Raw genomic sequence first — 22,829 nt, 5'->3', positions numbered from 1 at the left:
ATTTTAATTGGAAATTAAAAAAATTCTACATAGCGAAGAACAAAATGAAGTTTGAAAGATTAAATGTATGAAAACAGACACCTGTTGTTTGCTTTCATACATTTTTTTATTATATAATTTTTATAATTAGTAAAATATAATGATAATATTACCAATTAAAATCTTTTAAATTAAAAACATGATGGAGGAATCTATGCTTAAATGGATTTTAAATAAAGATTTAAAATTTCAAATAGCCCTAGTATTATTTATAGCCCTAAGCGTACCCACAGCAGTATTAATATGGAACATATTAGTACCAGCGAGAATGAGTGACGCCGTAAGGGTAATGCAGGAAGATAAATCAAGAAATCTGCTAAATTATATTGATGAGACTATAGACAAGACAAAAATTGGAAACATTAAAAATGAAAGTAGCAACGAGAAAGCTGTGGCTGCATTTCTAGAACCTCTTTCAAAGATTGTACGTGATACTAGAATAGGCATATATTATTCAGAGGATAAAAAGATTTATACCTATGGAAAGCTCTTGGACAAAAGAGGCAATAAAAAAGCAGAGGAAATAAATTTTACATACATAGATAATAATATAGAAAGCAGTTTAAAGAATGTTCAAGAGACGAAGAGTGATAAGGCGGAATACATAAGTTACAATGAAAGAGAAATTCAAAGGTATTTTCATCCTCTTAGTGTAGATGAGAAGGTTATTGCAGTAGCTTGGAGCGATACTCTTATGCCCCCAGAGCTTAAGACAGCAAGAAATATATTTATTTCATTAATTTTAATAGTTCCTTTAGGATTATTAATAAGTGTACTATTGCTAATTGCTATTATAAAAAATTTGAATAACAACATAAAGAAAATAAAGTATGCTCTTGAAACTATGTCAACAGACCTATCCTATAGAATTGAGTCAATGGGGGGAGATATAGGCAGCGTTGCAGATTCCATAAATGCAATGGCACAAGATCTTCTGAAAAAAGAAAAATTAGAAGAACAATTAGCAAGAGCAGAAAAATTAGCCTCCCTTGGACAAATGATATCTGGAGTAGCTCATGAAATAAGGAATCCTCTTGGAATTATAAGAGGTACAGTTCAACTTATGGAAAGAGATTTTAAGAATGATACAAGACTAACTGAATACATAAAAATAGTTAAGGAACAATCGGATAGAGAAAGCAAAGTAATTCAGGAACTTTTAGATTATGCTAGACCATCGAAACAGATGTTAATAGAAATGAATATAAATATGCTCATTAAAAGTGTTCTCTCCTTTACAAATAAGTACATTCAAGATAAGAATGTGAAGATTATAAATGAACTTGAAGAAAAAATGTCACTAGTGAATATTGATTGCGACAAAATCAAGCAGGTATTTGTAAATATAATTATAAATGCCTGTGAAGCTATGGAAAATGGCGGTACATTAAAAATAGTAACTAAAGAGGAGAATGGATTTATTATAACTAGTTTTGAGGATAATGGAACGGGAATGGACGATGAACAAATAAAAAATATATTTAATCCATATTATACAACAAAAGCAAGTGGAACTGGACTAGGACTTTCCATAAGCAACGGAATAATACAGCTGCATGGAGGTGCCATAGAAGTTATTAGTAAAAAAGGAGAAGGCTCGAAATTTATTATTAAAATACCTATCTACAAAAAGGAAGGTGAAAACATTGGGTAGAATATTGGTAATTGATGATGAAGAATATATAGGCTGGATTATTCAGAAGACTTTTGAAAACACTGATAATGAAGTTTTAACAGCTTTAGATGGTAAATCAGGTATTCTAGAGGTTCATAAAAAGAATTTTGATTTAGTATTCTTAGATTTAAGATTGCCGGATATGGATGGGATGAAGGTACTAGAAGAACTGAAAAAAATACAGAAAGATATAATAGTTATAATAATTACTGCCCATGGAAGTATTGATACAGCTATAGAGAGCATGAAAAGAGGTGCATTTGATTACATAACAAAACCTTTTGATGTGGATGAATTGATGATTCAAGCTGAGAAAGCTATGGAAATAGGGAGACTTAAAGGTGAGGTTAAATATTTAAGAGATGAAGAAGCAAAGAAAATAAGTAGTGAAGAATTTCATAGTAAAAATGAAAAGCTCAATTTGATTTATAAAGCTATGGAACAGATAGGAAAAGCAGAGGCAGCAGTATTAATAACAGGAGAAAATGGAACTGGAAAGAAAGTAATTGCACGAAGGCTACATCAGTTAAGCAATAGACAAAATGGTCCATTTATAACCTTCAATTGTGGAGCTATTTCTGATGAGAAGGCAGAAGAAGAGCTTTTTGGCTATGAAAAAGATTCTCTAAGAAATTATGAGGAAAAGAGGCTTGGCAAATTTGAATTGGCAAATAAAGGTACAATATTTTTAGATGATATAGAAGAAATGAGCCTTAATATGCAGCTTAAGCTTTTAAGAGTACTTGAGGAAAAAGAAATCCAAAGAGTTGGAGAAAAGGAAAATATAAAAGTTGATGTAAGAGTTATTGCAGCATCAAATAAAGATCTTAAAGAAGCTGTGTCAAATGGAACATTTAGGGAGGAATTATATTATAAATTAAATGTAATTCCAATTGAAATACCACCTTTAAGAGAGAGAAAAGAAGATATAAGTGATCTTGTAGATTTATTTATCAGAAAATATGATATGCACAATAAAATAAAAGGAATTTCATCAGAGGCTTTGAAGATGATTAGAAATTATCATTGGCCAGGGAACATAAGGGAGTTAGAAAATGTAATTGAAAGAATTGTAATACTGTCAAATGAGCCATATATTAAATCCACAGAGCTGCCTATAGAAATCCTTGATCAAAGGAAAAAAGCAAAGGAGCCAATAATCTATTTTCCAGAAGAAGGCATAAGCTTAGAAGAAGTTGAGAGAGAGTTAATTATTAAAGCTTTAAGTATGAGCAAAAATAACCAAAGTAAAGCTGCACAATTGCTTGGAATAACTAGATCAGCACTTATTTATCGTATGCAAAAATATTTAATAAATTAGTATAAAAAATAATAATGTGGAAGGTGATAAATCTTGGAAAGCGTTGCTAAAGCAAAAAAAATCGGTTTTAAAAAATTTCTATCTAAGAAACCAGTGAAAATAATAATTGGGGTATTACTGGTAGCAATTATTGGACTAATTATATATAATTCAAGTTATGTCCAAAAGAAACTTTCCTCTAATTCAACTACTGTGCAGAGAACAGCAAATGTAAAAAAAGGAGATATCAAAGTCACAGTAAGCGGTTCTGGTGCAGTTTATTATGTACAAAGTCAAGAAACTGTTTCAAAGGTAGATGGCATAGTAAAAAAAGTGTATTTTAAAGAAGGGGATAAGGTAAAAGCGGGAGACCTGTTAGCTGAACTAGATGATAGTGATCAGCAGAGTAAAGTGCAAGATGCGTCAAGCAGTCTAGCTCAGACAGAACTATCAAATAACTCAGCCTACGAGGATTTAGAGAACCTTACTATAAAAGCACCTTTTAGCGGGCAAGTAACAGGAATATCAGTTAGTAGTGGTGACACTGTAAATAAAGGTGCTGCAATTCTAACAATCACTGATACATCAAAACTTAAGGTTACTTTACCTTTTAATGCAGCAGATGTAAAACTAATTAAAACTGGTACAGCTGCCGATGTTAATATAGCTTCTCTTATGCAGGTAGTCAAGGGAACTGTAACATATGTAAGCAGTCAGCCAGCAGTTTCTTCAAATGGAACACTTCTTTATAATGTTGAAATTCAAATAAGCAATCCTGGAGCATTAACAGAAAATATGGTTGCAAGTGCTGATATTAGTACAACAAAAGGGACTATATCCAGTATAGACTCAGGAAAATTAAGCTATATAAACAAAACAACCATTACAAGTAAGGTATCAGGAAATGTTGAGAGTGTTTCTGTAAAGGAGCATCAACAAGTAAAATCGGGAACAACAATGGTCAAGCTTCAAAGTGATGAAGTCGAAAAATCAATAAGAACTGCATCATTGAACATTGCAAACTCTCAAAAGCAAGTAAGTACAGCACAAGAAAAGCTAGAGTATTATAAAATTTATGCTCCTTTTGATGGAAGTATTATTTCTCAGACAATAAATGTGGGAGACAGCGTCAAAGCAGGAGGCGTAATTGCTAAAGTAGCAGATACTAGCCAACTAGCTTTCAATGTGTCAATAGACGAATTAGATGTATCACAAATAAAAGTAGGACAAGAGGTTACAGTATCATTGGATGCATTTTCAGATACTTCAACTACTCCAATGAAAGGGGCAGTTAGTAAAATTGCTATGGAGGGAACTTCTACCAACGGTGTTACTTCCTATAATGTTACAATTAAAATAAGTGGTACAGATGAAAAAATTAAGAGTGGAATGAATGCTAATGGCGAAATCCTAGTAAGTAACACAACAGATGTACTATATGTTCCTATTGAAGCAATACAAAAGATTAATAATAAGAGTTTCGTATATGTGAAATCAGATGGTACCCAAGGTTCAGGAACAAATACTCAAGGACAATCTAATATTCCTCAAGGACAGAGTGAAAATACTGCAAATAGCAACGGTGAAGTTAAAGGCAATGCTAGTGGCAATAATGCATCTGGAAACAGTTCCAATAGCAATATACAACGTAGAAATACAAATTCATCAAATGGAAATACATCATGGAATCCAAACGGAAATAATAGTTCTTCTAGCAGCCAAAGCTCCAGCAATAGAACATCAAGTAGTAAAACCTCTTCAAGTTCAACTAACAACTATTATGCAAATGCAGTTCTTAAAGAGGTAGAAGTTGGAGTATACAATGATAGTTATATAGAAATTAAAAGCGGATTAAATGAAAGAGATACAGTGATTTTACCACAAATACAATCTTCATCTAGTACAAATTCCTCTAAAACACAAAGTGGCATAGGTGGCTTTGGTGGAATGGGAGGCGGTGTACAAGGAGGGCCTCCAAGTGGAAGTGCAGGAGGAGGTAAAAACTAATGATTCAAATATCTGATATGTATAAGATTTATACAATGGGAGATAACAAGGTTGCAGCACTAAATGGAATAAATCTGAACATAAAAGCTCATGAGTTTGTTTCAATAGTTGGTCCATCCGGTTCAGGTAAATCAACACTTATGAATATGCTAGGATGCCTTGATACTCCTACATCAGGAACATACATTCTAGATGGAAAAGAAGTAAGTCAACTGGATGACGATGATTTAGCGGAAATCAGAAATAAAAAAATAGGGTTTATTTTTCAGAAATTTAATCTTATTCAAAAATTATCATCAATAGAAAATGTTGAACTTCCTCTAATTTATCAAGGCATAAGTCCCAAAGAAGCTAGAACAAGAGCAATTGAGTCATTAAGAAGAGTAGGTCTAGAAGAGAGAATGCATCACAGGCCCTTTGAATTGTCAGGAGGGCAGCAACAAAGGGTTGCCATTGCAAGAGCTTTAGTAACAAATCCTCCAGTAATACTTGCAGATGAGCCTACAGGAGCTTTAGATAGTAAAACTGGAATAGAAGTAATGGGTATCCTAAAAAAACTACATTCTAAAGGAAATACTATAGTGTTAATTACACACGATAATAGCCTAGCTCAGCAAGCGGATAGAATCATTAGAATTCAAGATGGTGAAATAGTAGAGGACGTGGAGGTGGTATAGTGAGATTCCTTCAAGCCTATAAGATGGCAATAAAAAGTATTTTAAGTAACAAAGGAAGATCCTTTCTTACAATGCTGGGAGTTATAATTGGAGTTGCTGCAGTTATAGCCGCAGTAGCCTTTGCCCAAGGAAGTACAAAAAATGTTACAAGTTCTATTCAAAGCTTAGGTACTAACCTTGTCACAATTAATTTAAGGGATAGAGGCAGCAACAGAACGGTTACTTATGAAGAACTTAACAAGTTTAAAGAAGAAAACTCAGATTTAATTGCTTCAATCGCTCCAACGGTTACTAGCAGTGTTACTGCCAAGAATGGTAATAAATCAAGAAGTACTTCCATTATAGGTACAAGTCCTGAATACGAAACTATAAAAAGCAGACATATATCTAGCGGAAGATTTATATCACAATTAGATATTGATTATAACCTAAAAACTGCATTAGTGGGAACTGCAGTAGTTAATGATTTATTTAAAGGTGAAAATGCAATCGGACAAACTATAAAAATTAACGGAAGTATATTTAAGATAGTCGGGGTTTTAGAGCAAATTGATAATGGACAAGATAGCGGTGATGATGACAAAATAATCATACCAGTAACGGCAGCCACTAAGCTTACAAGCCAATCGAGAATCAGTAATTTTTCAGTGCTTACTTCTAGTGAAGATAAGGTTGATCAAGCTGTTACTAAACTTAAAGAATTCCTATATACAAAATATAAGAATGAAAATTCTTACAGCGTAATGAGTGCAGCTCAAATGCTTTCAACCTTAAGCTCAATTACCGATTCCATGATGCTTATTTTAGGTGGTATTGCAACAATTTCACTTATTGTGGGAGGTATAGGCATCATGAATATAATGCTGGTTTCAGTAACGGAAAGAACTAGAGAAATCGGCATAAGAAAGGCCATAGGAGCTAAAAAGAGAAATATACTAATTCAATTTTTAATTGAAGCTCTCATGGTTACAGGTATGGGTGGAATAATTGGAATATTATTAGGACTTGCTATAATTAAATTTGTTATAGGAGGACTTAATTTAGTTCCTGAATCATATTCACTTACTTGGATATTAATTTCCTTTGGATTCTCACTATTAGTTGGAGTTGTATTTGGAATTTATCCAGCAAGAAAAGCGGCAAAATTAAATCCAATAGATGCATTAATGTACGAATAGTAAAAGGGAGGGTAAAAAATGAAATTTGTAAAGTTATTCTTCAGTATTTTCTTAATGTTTGGCCTGCTTATTAGTTCAATTAGTCCAGGAGTTGCCTTTGCTACAGATTCTGTGGATTATTCAGGTGCAGTTTCAAGAATGAAGCAGCTGGGGGTTTTGGATAACTCAATAAGTGATGATACAAAAATATTTACAAGAGGACAATTTGCTAAAGCTATAGTAGTTGTTGATAACTTAATAGATACAGCAAGTGCAATGGAAGGTTCTACAGTATTTCCAGATATAACTGCAAATAGTGAACAAAGCGGTTATGTTAATGTACTTATGAATAAGCAATTAATAACTGGTATGGCAGATGGAAAGTTCCATGCAGAAGCTGCAGTGACTTATTCAGAGATTACAACAGTATTAGTAAAATTGTTAGGCTATTCCGAAAGTGATTTAACTGGTACATGGCCATCAAATTTTATAAGCAAGGCTTCAAATTTAAGAATAACAAGCAATTTAACCTTTAAGAAAAATGATAAAGTTACCATAAGAAATGCGGCATTGATGTTTGACAGGTTTTTAAATACAGAAATTAAGAGCCAGAACGGAAATGGTAGTGAAAAAGTTACTTTTTTAGATTCAACCAATATTTATTCAGATTGCATTATATATGATAATTCGGATACAGCCAGCAGTTTAGCAGAAAATGAAGTGTTAACAGATAAAGGGGTTTTATATGTAACGGATAGTAATACAAAACTTCAAGTTGGAGCTACCTATAGGGTTAGAATAGAAAATGAAGAAATTACTAAGGTCTATGGAATAACAAATGGAACAGAGTCTATTACTGTAAAGAATATGATAGGAAATGTTGTTTACTATAATAAAGACAGTATAGAAAAAAGTATGACTTTGCCTTCTAGTATTGACTACTATTATCATGGTACAAAAGAAAAATATGAAAATTTAAGCAGCTTTATAGTAACTGATATGACAATAATGTTTTATTCTAATAATAACTCAACAAATAATTATGCTGTGATTACGGATCCAGTTTACAGTAAACCTCAGTTGGCATTAAATTATGATCCAAAATCAAATAAAATTGGAGATATAACCTTTGATTCTAATACTAAAATTATAAAGAGTGGCAGAGCAATTTCTACTAGTGATATTACAGAGAGAGATGTAGTTTATTCAGTTACCGATATAAATGGAAAAAATAAATATATACTAGTTGTAGAAAATTATGTAGAAGGTAATATTACTAATTTTCTTACAGATGTATATAGTACAAATGGCATTCAACTAGATTCGAAAAGCTACTATTATAGTAATAGTATGAATATTACTAAACTTTCTTCTTTTGGAAAGGGAGATTTAGTAGCGCTTATTTTGGGATATGATGGTAAGATAGAAGATATAAAAAAAATTGATAATAAAACAGGTAGCTTACTTGAATGCTTAATACTTGGCAATTCTAAAACTAATGATAATTTAAGTGATAATGAAGTTTTGACTGATAAAGGAACCTTTACTTATACAGATAATTTAGGCTCTTTAGATATTGGAGCAAAGTATGAATTATATATAAGTGATAATACCATTACTAAAATTGAAAAGAAAGAAAATATAACTGATAATTATGTTGTTACAGAAAAGTATGGTTTGCGTATGAATATAGAAGATAGTAGCGGTTTAATTACTAATAAAGAGCTACCAAAGGCTTCGGTGTATTATTATCATGGGGAAAAGATAGGGTATGAAGATGCGCTAGCCTCAATTAATAATTTTTCATCAATAATATTATCGAAGAGTAGTAATAACAAGGATTATGAATATGCTGTAATTATTGATCCTTGCTTTAGTGCACCTCAAATTTTTGTTGGGAAAGGCACTGAACTTTGGAGTGAAATAGAAAACAGTTCATATCAATACATTTATAGAAATGAAACTTATACTACAGATTTAGACGACATATGTGAGAATGATGTGATTTATTTCGTATCAGATATTTGGAATAGAAATTGCTATATTTATGCAAAACATCAAGCTGTTAGTGGAACTATTAAAGCTTTTTCACCTAATAAAATTAATGCTACAAGTATAACAATCGATAATCAAATTTATAAATTCAGCCCATATTTTAGTAAGGTAAAGCTAAATAACTGTTACACTGGCAAATATGTAAGTTTACTAATAGGTGTAGATGGTAAGGTAGTTGATATTGAGTATTAATTATAAATCATTTAGAGAAAACTTGGTCGTACTTCTATGACAAGGGTACCAGGGAAACTGCCGAAAATCAATAATTATATAATAAACATACGAAATAATGCATAAAAATAAGTAAAACTCCAGTAATAATATCTGTTATACTAATTTTAGCAGATATTATTACTGGAGGATTTTTTTATTTATGACATAGTCGCGTAGGAAAGAACCCATTTTTTCAGCAGTTTCCTACCGACTAAAGGAAAACTTTGTATATTGATAAGCATAATCTAAAATGCTATAATTTTCTTACTCACAAAAATAAATGGTGGTTATATATCATGGACAAAGATACGAAGCAAATGTTTGATTTAATAATTGGAAAATTGGATACTATGGACTCAAGACTTTATAAAAATATAGAGAATAAATATCACTAATAAATTTTCGGGGGGATAAAAAATGAAAATAGCTTTAATAGCTCACGATAATAAAAAAGATGAAATGATGGAATTTGTGATTAAGCATAGAGAAGTTCTAAGTAACCATGAGTTATTTGGAACTGGAACAACAGGAAAGCTTATAAATGAAACTACTGGATTAAAGGTTAATAGATTTTTATCTGGTCCACTAGGCGGAGATCAGCAAATAGGAGCTAAGGTTGCAGAAGGAGAAATTGATATGGTTATCTTCCTAAGAGATACCTTAACAGCACAACCTCACGAACCGGATGTATCAGCATTGCTTAGAATATGTGATGTTCATAATAGACCTTTAGCTACAAACCTTGGATCAGCAGAAATATTTATTAAAGCCATAGATGGGAAGGCTGAATAATATTAATAATAGTAGAGAAAATGTATGAAAACAGACATGGTACGTTTGATTCCATACATTTTTTATTTTACAAGATGTTAATATATTTCCAAACAATTACTATGTAAAAATTCAAAGATATTATCAGCTTTTCTTGTATTGTAGAATTCAAGCATTAAAGTATTAAACTGCAATCTGTCCTTTGCTTTAATATTAAATATGCCTTGACCATTCAATATTAAAATCATATTAGATACAAGCCTAGAAGTTCTTTTATTACCATCGTAATAAAATTGGTTTAACGCTCCCCATAAAAATATTTCAAAAGCTAATTCAGTTTTACTCTTACATCTTTCAATTAATTGAGGTAATTCATTTTTAAAGATACTTTCCAGCTCTTCAGCTCTTGGAGGAATAAAATCTGTGCCGGCTATCCTAACCTGACCAGTCCTAAAAATACCACTAATTAAGGCTTCATCTTTTGCAACTATATTATTAAATTTATTGAATATAGAATAAAGAGAAGAGGTATCTAAAGATAAATCATTTTTATAGACTAAATCAAATAAATAATTCCAAGCATTTCGTATACTAAAGATCTGTTGTTCATCACTTACTTTGTGTCCTCCAATAGTTATTCCGTCAAGTAGTGTTTGTACTTCAGGATAAGTAAATGGATTTCCTTCTAAACTAGCCATATTAAATACAACATCAGGTAATAATTTTTTAACCAGCATTATTAATTTTTTCACATCTAATGCAGGGATTATATCATCATAAGATTTGCTCCTATTGAATAGCATTATTAAAATCACACTCCATAAATTATTTTTTAATAGATAAAATATTATAAATATATTATATAGTGTTTCACGAAACCATTCAAATATAATAATAGTTAAAGTATGGCAAGTTTTGTACGTTGATAAAGAAAAACTGTAATGCTATAATTTTCTTACTAATAGAATTAATGGTGGTGCTTAATTATGGATAAGGAAACTAAACAAATATTTGAAATCATATTAAATAAATTGGATACTATAGAAAAAAATCAAGATGGTATGCAAAAAGATATGTATAGTATGCAAAAAAATATAGATAGTATGCAAAAGGCTCAGAATAACATGCAGAAATCTATAGATGCTACGGAAAGTTCTATTGATAGAATGCAAGTTGCTCAAAATAGCATAATAAAAAGACAGGAACTAATGGAGATAAGGCAAGATGAAATATTTGAACTTGTAAAAGCTATTGAGCATAGTAACAAGGTAAAAACTGCAGAAATAGATAATCTTAATTTGAAAGTTGCTCGTATAGAAGGAATAATTACTGGTATAGATGAGCTGATAACAAATTAAAATCTAAATATAAAACAAAAACTATACACAATGATACATATTTGAAGCTATATGCATATGTATTATTATGTATAGTTATTTTTTTGTTGAATTTAATTTCATGCTCTAACTAAATAATTGTGATTAAAAGCAATAGATGTAAACAAATTTTGGATAAAATTACAAAAACATCTTTACATAGAACATATGTTCTAGTATAATCAATTTATGACAAATTAGATGGGAGGATTAAAGAATGGATTTAATTACCTTAGTTAAAAAAGCAAAGTCCAAGGATGAAGCAGCAATGAGTGAGATTATAGAAAAGTTTACACCTTTTATACTAAAGATGGTTGGAAATATATACATTAAAGGTTACGATAGAAATGACTTGATTCAAATGGGGTATCTTACAATAATTAAAGCTGTAGAAAGCTACAACTTAACTAGTAACACTAGCTTTGTTGCCTATGTTACTAATGCTATTAGAAATAATTATTTTTATGAGATTAGAAAGGTTAGTAAAGGAAATTTTGATGATAGCTATGAAAAGCTTGTTGAAGAAGGGGAGTATTTTAACAATAGCAATAGAGAAGATGGTATTGAGGAAGTAATATTAAAAAAAGAGCAAAAAGAGAAGCTTAAAAAAATATTAAAAGGACTTTCAAAAGAACAATTGGATCTTTTAACTTTCTCCTATGGAGGAGGACATGGTGCTCTAAAAGAATATAGTAGGATTAAAGGGATTAAATATGTAACTATGCAAAAAAGAAGAAAAAAGCTCTTAGAATTATTGAATTTTCTATTTAATAAAGATTAATACAACAAAAGGTTACAAAAAGTTTACAATTATTAATATTAAATGTAAAAAAATTGTTATGTAAATTATGGTTGCTATTTTCAAATTTGACCAGTAATGCTATACTATTTAGGTAATGATACAAAATTATTGGTTAGGAGGAAATAGCAGTTGAATAAGCAGAAGAAACAAAAATTTTTGAGAATAGTCGTAGGAGTTGTTTCAGTAGCAATGGTAGCCTCCGTTGGCATATCCATGATACCAGGTTCATCAAAAGCAAATAGTAATGGGGATAACAAAAAAATAGAGGATAAAGCAAAAGACAATCAGCAGCAAGGGAAAACAGAAGCTAAAGCAGATCCAAACAAAGATCTAAGAGTTTTATGGGCTTTTGCAGATATAGACAGAGATTTCTTAATTCAGAAAAAAGACACCAGTGATGGAGATACAACAGCAGACTACATATTTATAAAGTTTTCTAATGAAATACTTACAGATAAAAGCGAAAACAGCGCAACTCTAGCATTAAATTATACTTTTGATGGGAAACCACTTCCTAAGGGAACAGAAGTTTTGGCAGACATTCAAGGCTACGACAACAGTGGAATTATAGACAAGCTTACTATTAAGCTTCCAAATGGATATTTAAAAGGAGTCAATGCTCCTCATACTTTAGATATTTCTTCAAAAATAAAAAGTAAGTATGGAAAAGCTATAACAGGAGATTTAAAGCTTCAGTTATCCTATAGTAAGTCCGAAAGTATAACTAATGGAACAATTAAGGAAGATCCTAAAAAGACTACAAGTAAGTCAGAGGATATTCCAAAGTACACTGTAGAAGTTGGCAAAAGCTTACCTTATTCTACACTTGTGTTAGTCCAATTAGATACTAAAACACCGGAAAATTACAAGGTTTCCATAGATGGAACCTCACTTCCTCTAAAATCAAAGAGTACTGGAGAAAAGGTGTTTATTGACGTAATCGATAAAGACTATGCTGAAGACGAAGTAAATAAGCTAATAAAAATAGAAAAGGTAAAATAATAAAAAGGAAGATTAAGTATAACGAGGTGTAGTATGGCTAAATTTATTGATAAATTTTTCGGAAATAGCAAAAAAAGCGAACTGAATACCAGTGAAAAATCGTATATTAATTTAGAAGCTGAACAAACAGAAAAAAACGTTGGACAACAAGAAGAAACTATTATGGAGAATTCTAGTGATGAAGAAAATACAGAAGCTAATTCAAGAAAAGTTGCAAATCTTGATCTTTCACTAAATGCAGTAATGGAGACTACTGTATCAGACTTTCAAAGAGAATTTATTAAAGAAGAGTTGGACGAACTTCCTCCTGTTTTAGAAGGAGATATTAATATAGCTACAACTTATATTTTTGACATGGAGGACAAGTTTGAAGCAGGAATTTATATAAGAAATGGACTAGATAAGCCTGTAAATCTAGAACTAGTACCACTAAATATAATTGATAAAGAAAATAATATAGTTGCAACAAAGGTTTTTAACTTTAAAGAATTAGGACTAGTACCTCCTATGAGTGCAAGACCTTGGAAATTGTACTTTGAAAAAGAAATAGTTAAGGTAGAGACTCTAAATAAGGATGATTTTCAAATAGTATTCGATATGAATATACAAGCTAGGGAAACTGTAGATATTGAAATAGAAAATATTCCAGAAAATATTAATTCTGGAGAAAAGCAAAAGTACATGGATTTTCTAAATAGACTTCCAGCAATAGCTGCAAATGAATTTTCCATTTCAACCTATAATTTATCTAAAGACCAAGAAGGTAACTTAGAAATAATTCTTTTAATTAGGAATGGTAATATAAATGAAGCAAGCTTAGAAAAACTGCCTATTAAAATTATAACAGAGAATGGACAAGATGTTGTGGAAGGTGTTTTTGACTTACAAGGACAAGCTATTAAGGTAAGCCCTAGAAAAGCAGTGCTTCACAGATTTATATTTCCATCAAACAGCCTATTAATTGAAGAATTTGATATATCAAAGTGCAAAGTAATCTTCAGCAGCTAAATGTATTATTTTACTAATAACTAGAACCTAGCCACTAGAGATTAGCGACTAACGATTAGTACCTAGCACCTAGTACCTAGCTAAAGTACATATAAAATAAAATCAGAAAAATACATTAAAGTATGGGGAGGAATTATAATGAAAAAGTATAACAAGGGAATAACAGCTTTAATACTCGGAGTTTGTCTTTCACTAGGAGGAGTAATTACTGCTTTTGCAGCAACTGATGCCTACTTAATAAAAGATACTTCTACTGGAATAGTATATGAGTACAATAAAACTGTTCTAAACAATTCATTAGTAAACTATACTATGACAGGATCAGACCCTTACTACCAAGAATTTGATGGAAAGAGAGTTAAGTATTCAATTTATGCTTTTCACAGTGACAAAAATAAATATGTAGACTTCAAAATAGCAAGTAATGCACTAATTGACTATACCTTAACAGGAAAGAACTTTGATTTAGATACTTTTATGGATTTATCAACTACACCTACACTTACAATAACTTCTTCAATTAAGAGTGTAAACTTAACAAATGGACAAGTCACTTATGTAGATAAACAATTAAGTGATACACTTGAAGTAATAAGCATAGAGTAGTAGTCTATAAAATTAAGAAAATCTAAAAGATAAGCTAATTTAATAAAATTTCAAAATAGACAAGCTAGTAATACAAATTGCTAGCTTTTGTTTAAATTAAATTTAACACCAAAATTTTCAAGAAATGGAGGGTGACTATTGAAAGCTTTTAAACATAAGAAGACAGTAATTGCATTAATTGCCCTGAGTATTATGGCAGTATCCAAAGGTGTTTATGCAGATACTACTATTGATTATGAAATAAAAGATACTGTTAATGTAGTAGATACTAACAAACAGTGGAAAATAAAATTTAATAGAGAATTAGACTCATCAACAGTAAATAGCAGCAATATTATAGTCCAAGATGATGGAAATAGCACAATCTACAATAGTGTAACTCTAGATACAGATAATAAAACTATAATTCTTACACCTTCATCTACCTATACTCAAGGGAAAAAATATAAAGTTATAATAAAAAAAGATGTTAAAGCTAAAGACGGTAAGCTTCTAAGAAAGCCTATAAAAATGGAATTTACCATAAAAAATGTATATTCAGGACTGCCCTATGAAGAGGGTCTTATAATTCTCAGAGATACGGCATACTCTATAGATTATTTGGCAAAAAATGCAACTCTGAAAAATGAAATACTTAATGATAGTTACAATATTTACTACTGTTATGAGCCAACAAAACAAAAGATTTTAGAGGTTTTGGGAAATGTGGATATTAATGGAAGTAACCAACCAACCAAATACTATACTATGACCTATATTGATGCCAATGGTGAAAAGTCAAAGTACACTTGGAACAGTACTCTTGCAGAGTATCAGCTAGTAGTCCCAGCAGTATATGCAGAGGTTACGTCAAATTCTTCTGCAAAGCTAGTTACAGTAAAAGCAACAACTGTAGAAGGGATAGATGGTGCAGTATATTTTAAAATGGAAAACACCATTGATGAAAAACCACTTGGTCAAACTGTAGTTTATACTTCAAAAAATCCACTAGAAACTCTTAGCATTTTAGATATAAATAAAAATGTAATTGCTACAGCGAAAATCAATACTTATTACCCAGGAAATTATAAGAGAACACTTACAAAAACAGGTACAGAACTTAGAGGAAATACCACAGGTAATATTAGCAACAATGGTTATGCTGTGGAGGACTCTGACAACTTTATTTATTACAACAATACTGGAGACAAAAATCAACTATACAAGCAAGATCCTAATGGAGTTCTAAATAAATTAATATCAGCAGATAATGCCCAGTATTTAAATGTATTAGGAGATTATATATATTACAGCAATTACGCCGATAAAGGAAAGCTTTATAGAATTAAAAAGGATGGAACTGGAAGAGAAAAATTCTTAGATGATTTAGCAGCGTATGTTACTATTTCAAAAGATACTATTTATTATAGCAACCATTCAGATGGGGGAAGACTTTATTCTGTTAAAGCTGATAAAAGTAATATTATAACAGATGCTAATGGAGAAAATCATGGAAGAATCGTAAGCAATTCAATCAAGGACGAAGTAGCTTACATTAATGTATCGGGAGATTATATTTATTTTACTAACATTAGTGATAGGCATAGACCTTATATTATAAATAAGGATGGTACCTATAAGTCAAAGTTAAGCGATGAATGGGCAGATTCTATTCAAATACAAGGAGACTGGATTTACTATACAACAAACTCCGGAGAATTAAGCAAGGTTTCAAAAGATGGTAGTAGCAGTGTTGTGCCGATTATGGGACAATCTAAGCAGATAGACAAGGGATATCATCTTAATGTATCAGGAGATTGGATTTATTATTCTAACAATAAAGATTCAGGAAAGCTATATAAAATAAGTACTGATGGAACTGGAATTACTCAAAAGCTAAGCGATGACTCAGTTGGATATATAAATATTGTAGGAGACTTTATATATTATACAAGCAAAGGTAATTTATATAGATTACCTATAACAGCTGATGGAAAGATAAAAGCAGAGCAGATTAAAAAACCAGGTGCAGATCAAAAGGTTATATCAATGGATGATTTAACTGTGGTAGTACCTTATACAGAAGTAAATCAGACACTAAAATGGCTAGAGGATAAATACCTTCCAGACAAGGTTCCAGGTATTATGGAAGATAACACCATGAAACAATTTGTAATAGCCTGGGACAGAGTTAATGTGGATATAAAAAATGGAGTGAGAATTTACACAGGAGATGTAGTAGGCTATAGCAAACAAATATTGCTTTATTTTCAGATTCCTTCAGAAATGCTAAATGAATCAAACACCATAACTGTGTATAATAATCCAGACAAAGGTGCTGATGTTATAGTTGTAGAAAATTTATATGATAACAATTTAATCACAACACCTCAAAAGCTAAATGTAGGAGATATAGTAACTGTATATGATAAAGAAACAGGAGGAAATCTTCTATCAAAAGCAGCAGTTACAAGAGTCGGAAAATATAACAAAGCTATTGTTCAAAAGATGGATTTAGATATGTATGGACAGCAAAGTATATGGATTACTGTAACTAGAGCAGGGAAGTCTGAAAGTAAACCTACGGAGGTTAAACAGACAGACGCAACAACAGTTGTAAAGGCAAGTGACAAAGATGATGTGGGACTTGGCATAGACGGAAGAGACTTTACCATAACTGAGTGGGTACCATCTCAAACTAATAACCCTAAAGCTTATTCCATATATGTACTTCCATCAAAAACTAAGCTAGACTTAAGCCAAAGCACCTTTTCAAGTCTCAGCGCTTTAGGGTCAAGTGATAGTACTTGGACTGGACTTAGAACTTACAAAATGGACAGTAAAGCTCAAACTTATAAAGGTGGTAAGTATGACATATTTATAGCAACAGAATATGACGGCTACGGCTCTTACGATAATAGAGGGGCAAGACCAGTAGTAAAAGGATATATTTCAAGTAATCCGTATACATTAGATATAACTGAAGAGCTTCTTCCAGCTAAGCCAACTTTAGATAAACAAGTTTATAAGAGAGGAGATTTAATAACTCTTAAGAATGCTCCTGCAGCAGGAGAAATAGCTTGGTTAATTCCTCTTGATAGACAAGCAACCTTCGATGGTTGGAAAGCCGAGGATGCAGTTGGAGTAACTGATGGTTTATCCTGGCAGCCATTTACCCTAACAGAATTAAATAATGGAGTTGCAACTAAGCTAGTTGGAGATGGAAAGACGAAAACCATGGCAGTTCCATCAGGAATGGATGCGGCAGACCCGGCTTACAAGGATGTACAATATAGACTTGTAATTGTAAATAAAGTAGGAGCATCACCATTATCAGATTACACCATAACTGTTGATAATAAAGCACCAACTATAAGCATTTTAGATCCAGCTGTAGGCAGCAGTGGATATTATGAAATACACCCAGAAAACAAAATAAAAATGAAAATATTAAATGAAGATGCAGATGTATATATAGTAAGAGTAACAGATGATTGTAATACTCTTGAAAAGCTTCAAAATGCAGTTAAGACAAATGGAGCAAGAGTGAAATCCTTGAAACAAGGTATTACAATAGACTATGATTTAAAAGGCATGAAGGCAAGAACAGATAATATTGTACCAAATTATAAAATTCAAGCAGTAGACAAAGCTGGTAATGTTTCTAATATTGCGGATGAACTTAGAGTAATCCTTTATGTTGACATTAATAAGGTAAGTGTTCTGTTAACAGAAGCTAAAAAGGCAATGATTGCAGTTTACGATGATGGAGTAAGTAAGCTTCTTGACTTCCAGAAGAATAAGCTTCAACCAGTAATCCAAAGTACAGACGATGCAGTACTTCAAGCGGAAGATTTAACTCAAAGAGATATTGACAATCTTGCTGACAACTTAGAAAGAACCATGATTGAAGTTGGAGTTCCAAGTCCATTTAAGGATGATCCAATGTCAAAGGTAACTGTAGAAACCAACGGTCTTTGCCTAGTTGACATAAATAACTTCTATGTTCCAGCAGGAGAAAAGATAACAGATAACTTAAAATTAAGGACAAAAGGAAGATTTGATGAAACTGTTGAAATTTATTGGGAATCTTCAAATGAACAGGTAATCTCAACTATACTAAGCCCAGGTAAAGTTATTAGACAAGTTGATAAAGATATAACTGTAACTCTTACAGCTACTATTAAGAAGGCAGATAAATCCATGAAGAAATCCTTCAGCGTAATAGTAAGAGGAATAAACATGAAACCTGTAATCAAGCTTGTAAATGACCTAAAGGATTACTTCGATGAAACAGACATTCAAATTGCCTTTGGAAAATCTTATGAAGAAGATAAAGTAAAAGAATACAAAGTAATGATAGTGCCAGAAACATCACTAGTACCAGGAGAATATAAAGCAAATAGCTTTGACCTTGCAGGTGCTAAAATTGTAGCAGCAAAATCACCACTAGAAAATAAATACATGACTGTAGCTAAGGATGGAAGTCTTCAATACCTATTTAGACTTACAGCCGGCACTAAAGATGTAAATGGAAATGCAATAGTAGCAGGAACAAATTATAGAGTATTTATTCTTGCAGTAGGTGATCCAACACAAATTGATGCACAAGAAAAAGATTCTCTATCAGATGCTTCAGGTTCAATCACAATAACCCCAATACCATAAATTACTAGGGGTCAGCCCCCTGGGTTTGTTTCCCAGAGGTCTGACCCGAATTTAAAAGGAGAAAGATATGAAAACATTAAGGACTAATAGAAATTCAGCAAATTCTCCACTAAAGAAAAGATACAAAACAATCATAGCAATAATTTTCCTACTAATATATACAATAACCCTTACTAATATAAATACTAAACCAGTAAATGCTGTGGAAGGTGAGATCCTGGAGCAAGCTAAGGAGCTAGTACAGGACTACTATTACTATCCAGTTTCTGAGGAAACCTTAAAGGCAAATAGTATTGAAGAAATGCTGAAAAATATGGGAGATCCCTATTCTAGTTATTTCACAAAAGTAGAGTTTGATGATTTTGTAAATAGCATAGACAATAAATTTACAGGTATAGGAATACAATTTAGGCTCCAGGAAGAAGGAGTAGAGATAGTAAAGGTAATGGATGGCTCACCTGCAAAAGAAGCAGGACTTCAAATTGGAGACGTAATTTTAAAAGCTGATAATACTATATTAAAGGGCTTAAAAGAGGAACAAATAGGTGCTCTTATTAAAGGGTTTGCAGGAACTACAGTAAATCTTGTTATCCAAAGAGACAATATAACGAAGGAATATAATGTTGAAAGACGAGAAATTTCAATGCCAACAGTAACATATACAGTATTAAAAAGTAATATTGGCTATATTATAGTTGATACCTTTGGAGAAACCACAGGAGATGAATTTACAGAAGCTTTAAAGGTACTAAGAAATATGAAAGCAAAATCCTTTATAGTAGATTTAAGATACAATACTGGTGGTTACATTAATCCAGCATTGGATATTGCAGGTCATTTTGTTGGCTTTAAGCCAATTGTTCAAATGGAAAATAAAAATGGCTTTAGATATAAATACTATGGAACCGGTTATCAAGACTTAATAAAAGAGCCTACAATTTTTCTTATTAATGACTATAGTGCCAGTGCTTCAGAAATTCTTTCTAGTGCCATAAAGGACTATAAAAAAGCAGGCTTTATAGGAATAAACACCTATGGAAAAGGTGTAGCTCAAAGCATGTATTATCTAAATGACGGAAGTGTATTAAAGCTAACCACAAATCAGTTTTTCTCACCACTTGGTAATACTATACAAAAAGTAGGTATTAGACCGGATTTAGAAGTTCCTGAGGAAGATATAGATTCCTTGGATTTAGCTTATCTACTATTAATTAAGGCATCAGATTATAGTACAATTGAAGCTTTAAAAGACAAAAGCTCATTTATAAAAATTGTCCTAAATGACATACCCTATTATATTGACTTAAATGAAGCTAGAAAGGATGAAAATTGGGAAAGTTATAAGGAAATTCTAAAGAAAATAAATAAAAGTCAAATGTTTATAGGTTCCGGAGAAAAATGGGTGAATCTTAGGGATTTTGCTTCTATAGATGATGCTCAAGGTTTTTATCCGTATAGTGAGCTTTTCAAGGACATAAAAAAGGTTAAAAATGATACAACTATAATAATAAATTTTAACAATACTTTAGTTAAGGAAAGTATAACCGATAATAATATAGAGTTGATAAATTCTGAAACAGGTGAAAGAATAGCTACAACACAAGAGCTAAACAATAATAAGCTCACACTAAAACTGAAAAAGCAATGGGAGGCAGGGAAGACATATTACCTTGTTTTACACAAAGAACTAATGAGTATCAGCGGTAAAAATCTAACAAAAGATGTACTTGGTAAAATAACTATAAATAATTAGAATTTACATTTAGTTGTAATTATAATATAATTAAATATAAATGATGTAATTTAACGCATGGGAGGGTAAATTATGAAAAAAACGAAAATGCTTGTATCCGTAGCAGCAGCAACCATAGCTTTGCTTGCTACATATACAACTGCTTTTGCTGATATTGGGGCATACACTGTTAAGGATGCAAAAACAGGTGTAATTAGACAATATGATTTAAAATCTTTATCTAATTCAGTGATTAACAGCATGCTTGGTTTAGGAAATGACTTATTATTTAAGGACTTCCAGGAAGATCAAGCTACAAATGGAGTAAATTCAATTTATGATGACTCTAAAAAATACGTTCCATTTGAAGAAGCTAAGAAAGCTCTTGAAAGCAGCACATCTTCTGGACAAGCTTTTGATTTGAATCAATACTTAAAGGAAGCAAAGGCTGGAGAAACTCCAACTTATGTATATGAAAGAAAAGTAAAAGATGACAAGGTTGTTAATGGCTTAAACATAACTAAAGAAGGAGCACAAATAGATTTATCAAAGGAAAACCTTCAAGATTACGAAGATGTAAAAGTAGTTGCAGGAAAAGTAATGATAACTAACGGTACTATAAAAGGGAAATTAGTAGTAGATGCTGGAAAAGATGCAGAGGTTACTGTAAAGAATGTAACAGGAGACTCTATAACAGGTCTTTCTGGAAGCTTAAAACTTGAAGGAGTTGTAGCTAAGGAATTAGTAATTGAAAAAGCTATTACCTTAAATGTAGACACAGCTTCAACTTTAACTAAGCTTGTAATAACAGCTCCAAAAGGTTCAGAAGTTGTATTAAGTGGTAACTTAGGAACAGTTGAACTTAATAGTGCTGTAAAATTAACAATTACTGAAGGAACAAAGGTTGATATAAAGGTTGTAACTGAGGAAGCTAAGGATACTACAGTAGTAGCTGAAGCTGGAGCAGAAGTAACAACAGATCAACCTATCGAAAATGTTGAAGGGGAAGGAACTGTAACAACTGAACCAGAGACTACAGATCCAGGAACTAGTACAGGTGGATCAACAGGTGGGGGTGGTGGCGGAAGCTATACTCCAGACCATTCTGCTTTATTTAGTGCTATAAATAACATATTAGCTGGAGTTAACTCCTTAGACGATAAGATTAAAACTAGTGGGGGTTATCTTGGAATTAGTACATCAAGCAATTCTGCAATTATTACATTACCAGCTAGTATGACTGCAGGAGAATTATTAAATGATATTAAAACTAAAACTACTGTAGCAGCAGTAAGCGGTTTTACAGAATATACTTCTTTAATTACAGCAATTAAAACTGGAGCTGCTGTAAACACAACAGATATAGAAAATGCTCTAGCAGCAGAATTAAACACTTTAATAAATGGAACAACATTATATAATACAGGTATTCCATTCATTCAAAATCTAGTTAACCTTGCGAATATTCCAAATAAAGCACAAATAGTTGCTCTTATGGATGAAGTTTCAATACCACAAGGAATCACTATAAAAGGATATACAGTAACAAGTATAAGTGTAAGTGGCACAGAAGTATACAACAATTCAACTAAAAAAATTACAAAAGCTAGTATCAAGACAGCTTTAGGCAAAAACTATGCAGAAGCAGCTGCAATGGATGTTAAAGATTTATTAAACGGAAAAACTGTTACAGTTACACTTCAAGATGGAAGTGGATATTCAACAACATATACTATAAGTTTTAATTAATGGTTTAATTACA

The 22,829-nt window shown here is 31.6% G+C and carries 16 protein-coding genes; 15 read left to right on the top strand and 1 reads right to left on the bottom strand.

Annotated elements, in window-relative coordinates; all coding sequences use genetic code 11:
• Positions 1 to 193 precede the first annotated feature (193 nt).
• From CLHOM_RS03680 to mgsA, 7 genes are all read left to right on the top strand, one after another.
• Positions 194 to 1,693, top strand: a complete 1,500-nt coding sequence (locus tag CLHOM_RS03680) for a two-component system sensor histidine kinase NtrB (RefSeq protein WP_052220340.1) — start codon at positions 194 to 196, stop codon at positions 1,691 to 1,693.
• A complete protein-coding gene (locus tag CLHOM_RS03675; protein ID WP_341376365.1) occupies positions 1,677 to 3,035 on the top strand; it encodes a sigma-54-dependent transcriptional regulator in 1,359 nt (452 codons plus the stop codon). The genes CLHOM_RS03680 and CLHOM_RS03675 overlap by 17 nt, the downstream gene beginning before the upstream one ends.
• Positions 3,036 to 3,068: 33 nt before the next feature.
• Complete coding sequence (locus CLHOM_RS03670; RefSeq protein WP_052220338.1) at positions 3,069 to 5,021, top strand: efflux RND transporter periplasmic adaptor subunit; 1,953 nt, start codon at positions 3,069 to 3,071, stop codon at positions 5,019 to 5,021.
• Entirely contained in the window at positions 5,021 to 5,698 is a 678-nt protein-coding gene (locus CLHOM_RS03665; protein WP_052220337.1) for an ABC transporter ATP-binding protein, read from the top strand. The genes CLHOM_RS03670 and CLHOM_RS03665 overlap by 1 nt, the downstream gene beginning before the upstream one ends.
• The gene (locus tag CLHOM_RS03660; protein WP_052220336.1) at positions 5,698 to 6,876 is read left to right on the top strand and encodes an ABC transporter permease; all 1,179 of its coding nucleotides are present in this window, start codon (positions 5,698 to 5,700) and stop codon (positions 6,874 to 6,876) included. Before CLHOM_RS03665 ends, CLHOM_RS03660 begins: the two co-directional genes overlap by 1 nt.
• Positions 6,877 to 6,894: 18 nt before the next feature.
• Positions 6,895 to 9,102, top strand: coding sequence for an S-layer homology domain-containing protein (locus CLHOM_RS03655; protein ID WP_052220335.1), 2,208 nt, complete (start codon positions 6,895 to 6,897; stop codon positions 9,100 to 9,102).
• Positions 9,103 to 9,540: 438 nt separating this feature from the next.
• On the top strand, positions 9,541 to 9,915 hold the full coding sequence (gene mgsA / locus CLHOM_RS03650) for a methylglyoxal synthase (RefSeq protein WP_052220334.1): 375 nt from the start codon (positions 9,541 to 9,543) through the stop codon (positions 9,913 to 9,915).
• A 77-nt stretch (positions 9,916 to 9,992) separates the two neighbouring features.
• Here the strand turns inward: mgsA and CLHOM_RS03645 are convergent, their stop codons facing one another.
• Complete coding sequence (locus CLHOM_RS03645; protein ID WP_052220333.1) at positions 9,993 to 10,697, bottom strand: Fic family protein; 705 nt, start codon at positions 10,695 to 10,697, stop codon at positions 9,993 to 9,995.
• A 183-nt stretch (positions 10,698 to 10,880) separates the two neighbouring features.
• Between CLHOM_RS03645 and CLHOM_RS03640 the strand changes: the two genes are divergently transcribed.
• The 8 genes from CLHOM_RS03640 to CLHOM_RS03605 all read left to right on the top strand — a co-directional run bounded on the left by CLHOM_RS03640 (position 10,881) and on the right by CLHOM_RS03605 (position 22,816).
• Complete coding sequence (locus CLHOM_RS03640) at positions 10,881 to 11,252, top strand: hypothetical protein (RefSeq protein WP_052220332.1); 372 nt, start codon at positions 10,881 to 10,883, stop codon at positions 11,250 to 11,252.
• 235 nt (positions 11,253 to 11,487) lie between these two features.
• Entirely contained in the window at positions 11,488 to 12,051 is a 564-nt protein-coding gene (locus CLHOM_RS03635; protein WP_052220331.1) for a sigma-70 family RNA polymerase sigma factor, read from the top strand.
• Between the two features lie 150 nt (positions 12,052 to 12,201).
• Positions 12,202 to 13,074: a hypothetical protein gene (locus tag CLHOM_RS03630; RefSeq protein WP_052220330.1), complete on the top strand. Its 873-nt coding sequence runs from the start codon at positions 12,202 to 12,204 to the stop codon at positions 13,072 to 13,074.
• 33 nt (positions 13,075 to 13,107) lie between these two features.
• Positions 13,108 to 14,082, top strand: coding sequence for an SLAP domain-containing protein (locus CLHOM_RS03625; RefSeq protein WP_052220329.1), 975 nt, complete (start codon positions 13,108 to 13,110; stop codon positions 14,080 to 14,082).
• A gap of 138 nt (positions 14,083 to 14,220) precedes the next feature.
• A complete protein-coding gene (locus tag CLHOM_RS03620; RefSeq protein WP_052220328.1) occupies positions 14,221 to 14,688 on the top strand; it encodes a hypothetical protein in 468 nt (155 codons plus the stop codon).
• A 138-nt stretch (positions 14,689 to 14,826) separates the two neighbouring features.
• The gene (locus CLHOM_RS03615) at positions 14,827 to 19,335 is read left to right on the top strand and encodes a DUF5050 domain-containing protein (RefSeq protein ID WP_052220327.1); all 4,509 of its coding nucleotides are present in this window, start codon (positions 14,827 to 14,829) and stop codon (positions 19,333 to 19,335) included.
• A 67-nt stretch (positions 19,336 to 19,402) separates the two neighbouring features.
• Positions 19,403 to 21,088, top strand: coding sequence for a S41 family peptidase (locus CLHOM_RS03610; protein WP_052220326.1), 1,686 nt, complete (start codon positions 19,403 to 19,405; stop codon positions 21,086 to 21,088).
• Positions 21,089 to 21,160: 72 nt separating this feature from the next.
• Complete coding sequence (locus CLHOM_RS03605) at positions 21,161 to 22,816, top strand: hypothetical protein (protein ID WP_052220325.1); 1,656 nt, start codon at positions 21,161 to 21,163, stop codon at positions 22,814 to 22,816.
• Positions 22,817 to 22,829: the final 13 nt, after the last annotated feature.

Source organism: Clostridium homopropionicum DSM 5847, from assembly GCF_001263795.1.
Classification (GTDB): Bacteria; Bacillota; Clostridia; order Clostridiales; family Clostridiaceae; genus Clostridium_H; species Clostridium_H homopropionicum.
The sequence above is the reverse complement of the archived record's forward strand: the minus strand, read 5'-3'. Positions and strand labels throughout refer to the sequence as shown.

Bases quoted from the DNA above. Each gene is read 5' to 3' on its own strand.
- CLHOM_RS03645 (WP_052220333.1), bottom strand. From the start codon at position 10,697: ATGCTATTCAATAGGAGCAAATCTTATGATGATATAATCCCTGCATTA.
- CLHOM_RS03665 (WP_052220337.1), top strand. From the start codon at position 5,021: ATGATTCAAATATCTGATATGTATAAGATTTATACAATGGGAGATAAC.
- CLHOM_RS03680 (WP_052220340.1), top strand. From the start codon at position 194: ATGCTTAAATGGATTTTAAATAAAGATTTAAAATTTCAAATAGCCCTA.
- CLHOM_RS03620 (WP_052220328.1), top strand. From the start codon at position 14,221: ATGAAAAAGTATAACAAGGGAATAACAGCTTTAATACTCGGAGTTTGT.
- CLHOM_RS03625 (WP_052220329.1), top strand. From the start codon at position 13,108: ATGGCTAAATTTATTGATAAATTTTTCGGAAATAGCAAAAAAAGCGAA.
- CLHOM_RS03605 (WP_052220325.1), top strand. From the start codon at position 21,161: ATGAAAAAAACGAAAATGCTTGTATCCGTAGCAGCAGCAACCATAGCT.
- CLHOM_RS03610 (WP_052220326.1), top strand. From the start codon at position 19,403: ATGAAAACATTAAGGACTAATAGAAATTCAGCAAATTCTCCACTAAAG.
- mgsA (WP_052220334.1), top strand. From the start codon at position 9,541: ATGAAAATAGCTTTAATAGCTCACGATAATAAAAAAGATGAAATGATG.
- CLHOM_RS03640 (WP_052220332.1), top strand. From the start codon at position 10,881: ATGGATAAGGAAACTAAACAAATATTTGAAATCATATTAAATAAATTG.
- CLHOM_RS03635 (WP_052220331.1), top strand. From the start codon at position 11,488: ATGGATTTAATTACCTTAGTTAAAAAAGCAAAGTCCAAGGATGAAGCA.
- CLHOM_RS03655 (WP_052220335.1), top strand. From the start codon at position 6,895: ATGAAATTTGTAAAGTTATTCTTCAGTATTTTCTTAATGTTTGGCCTG.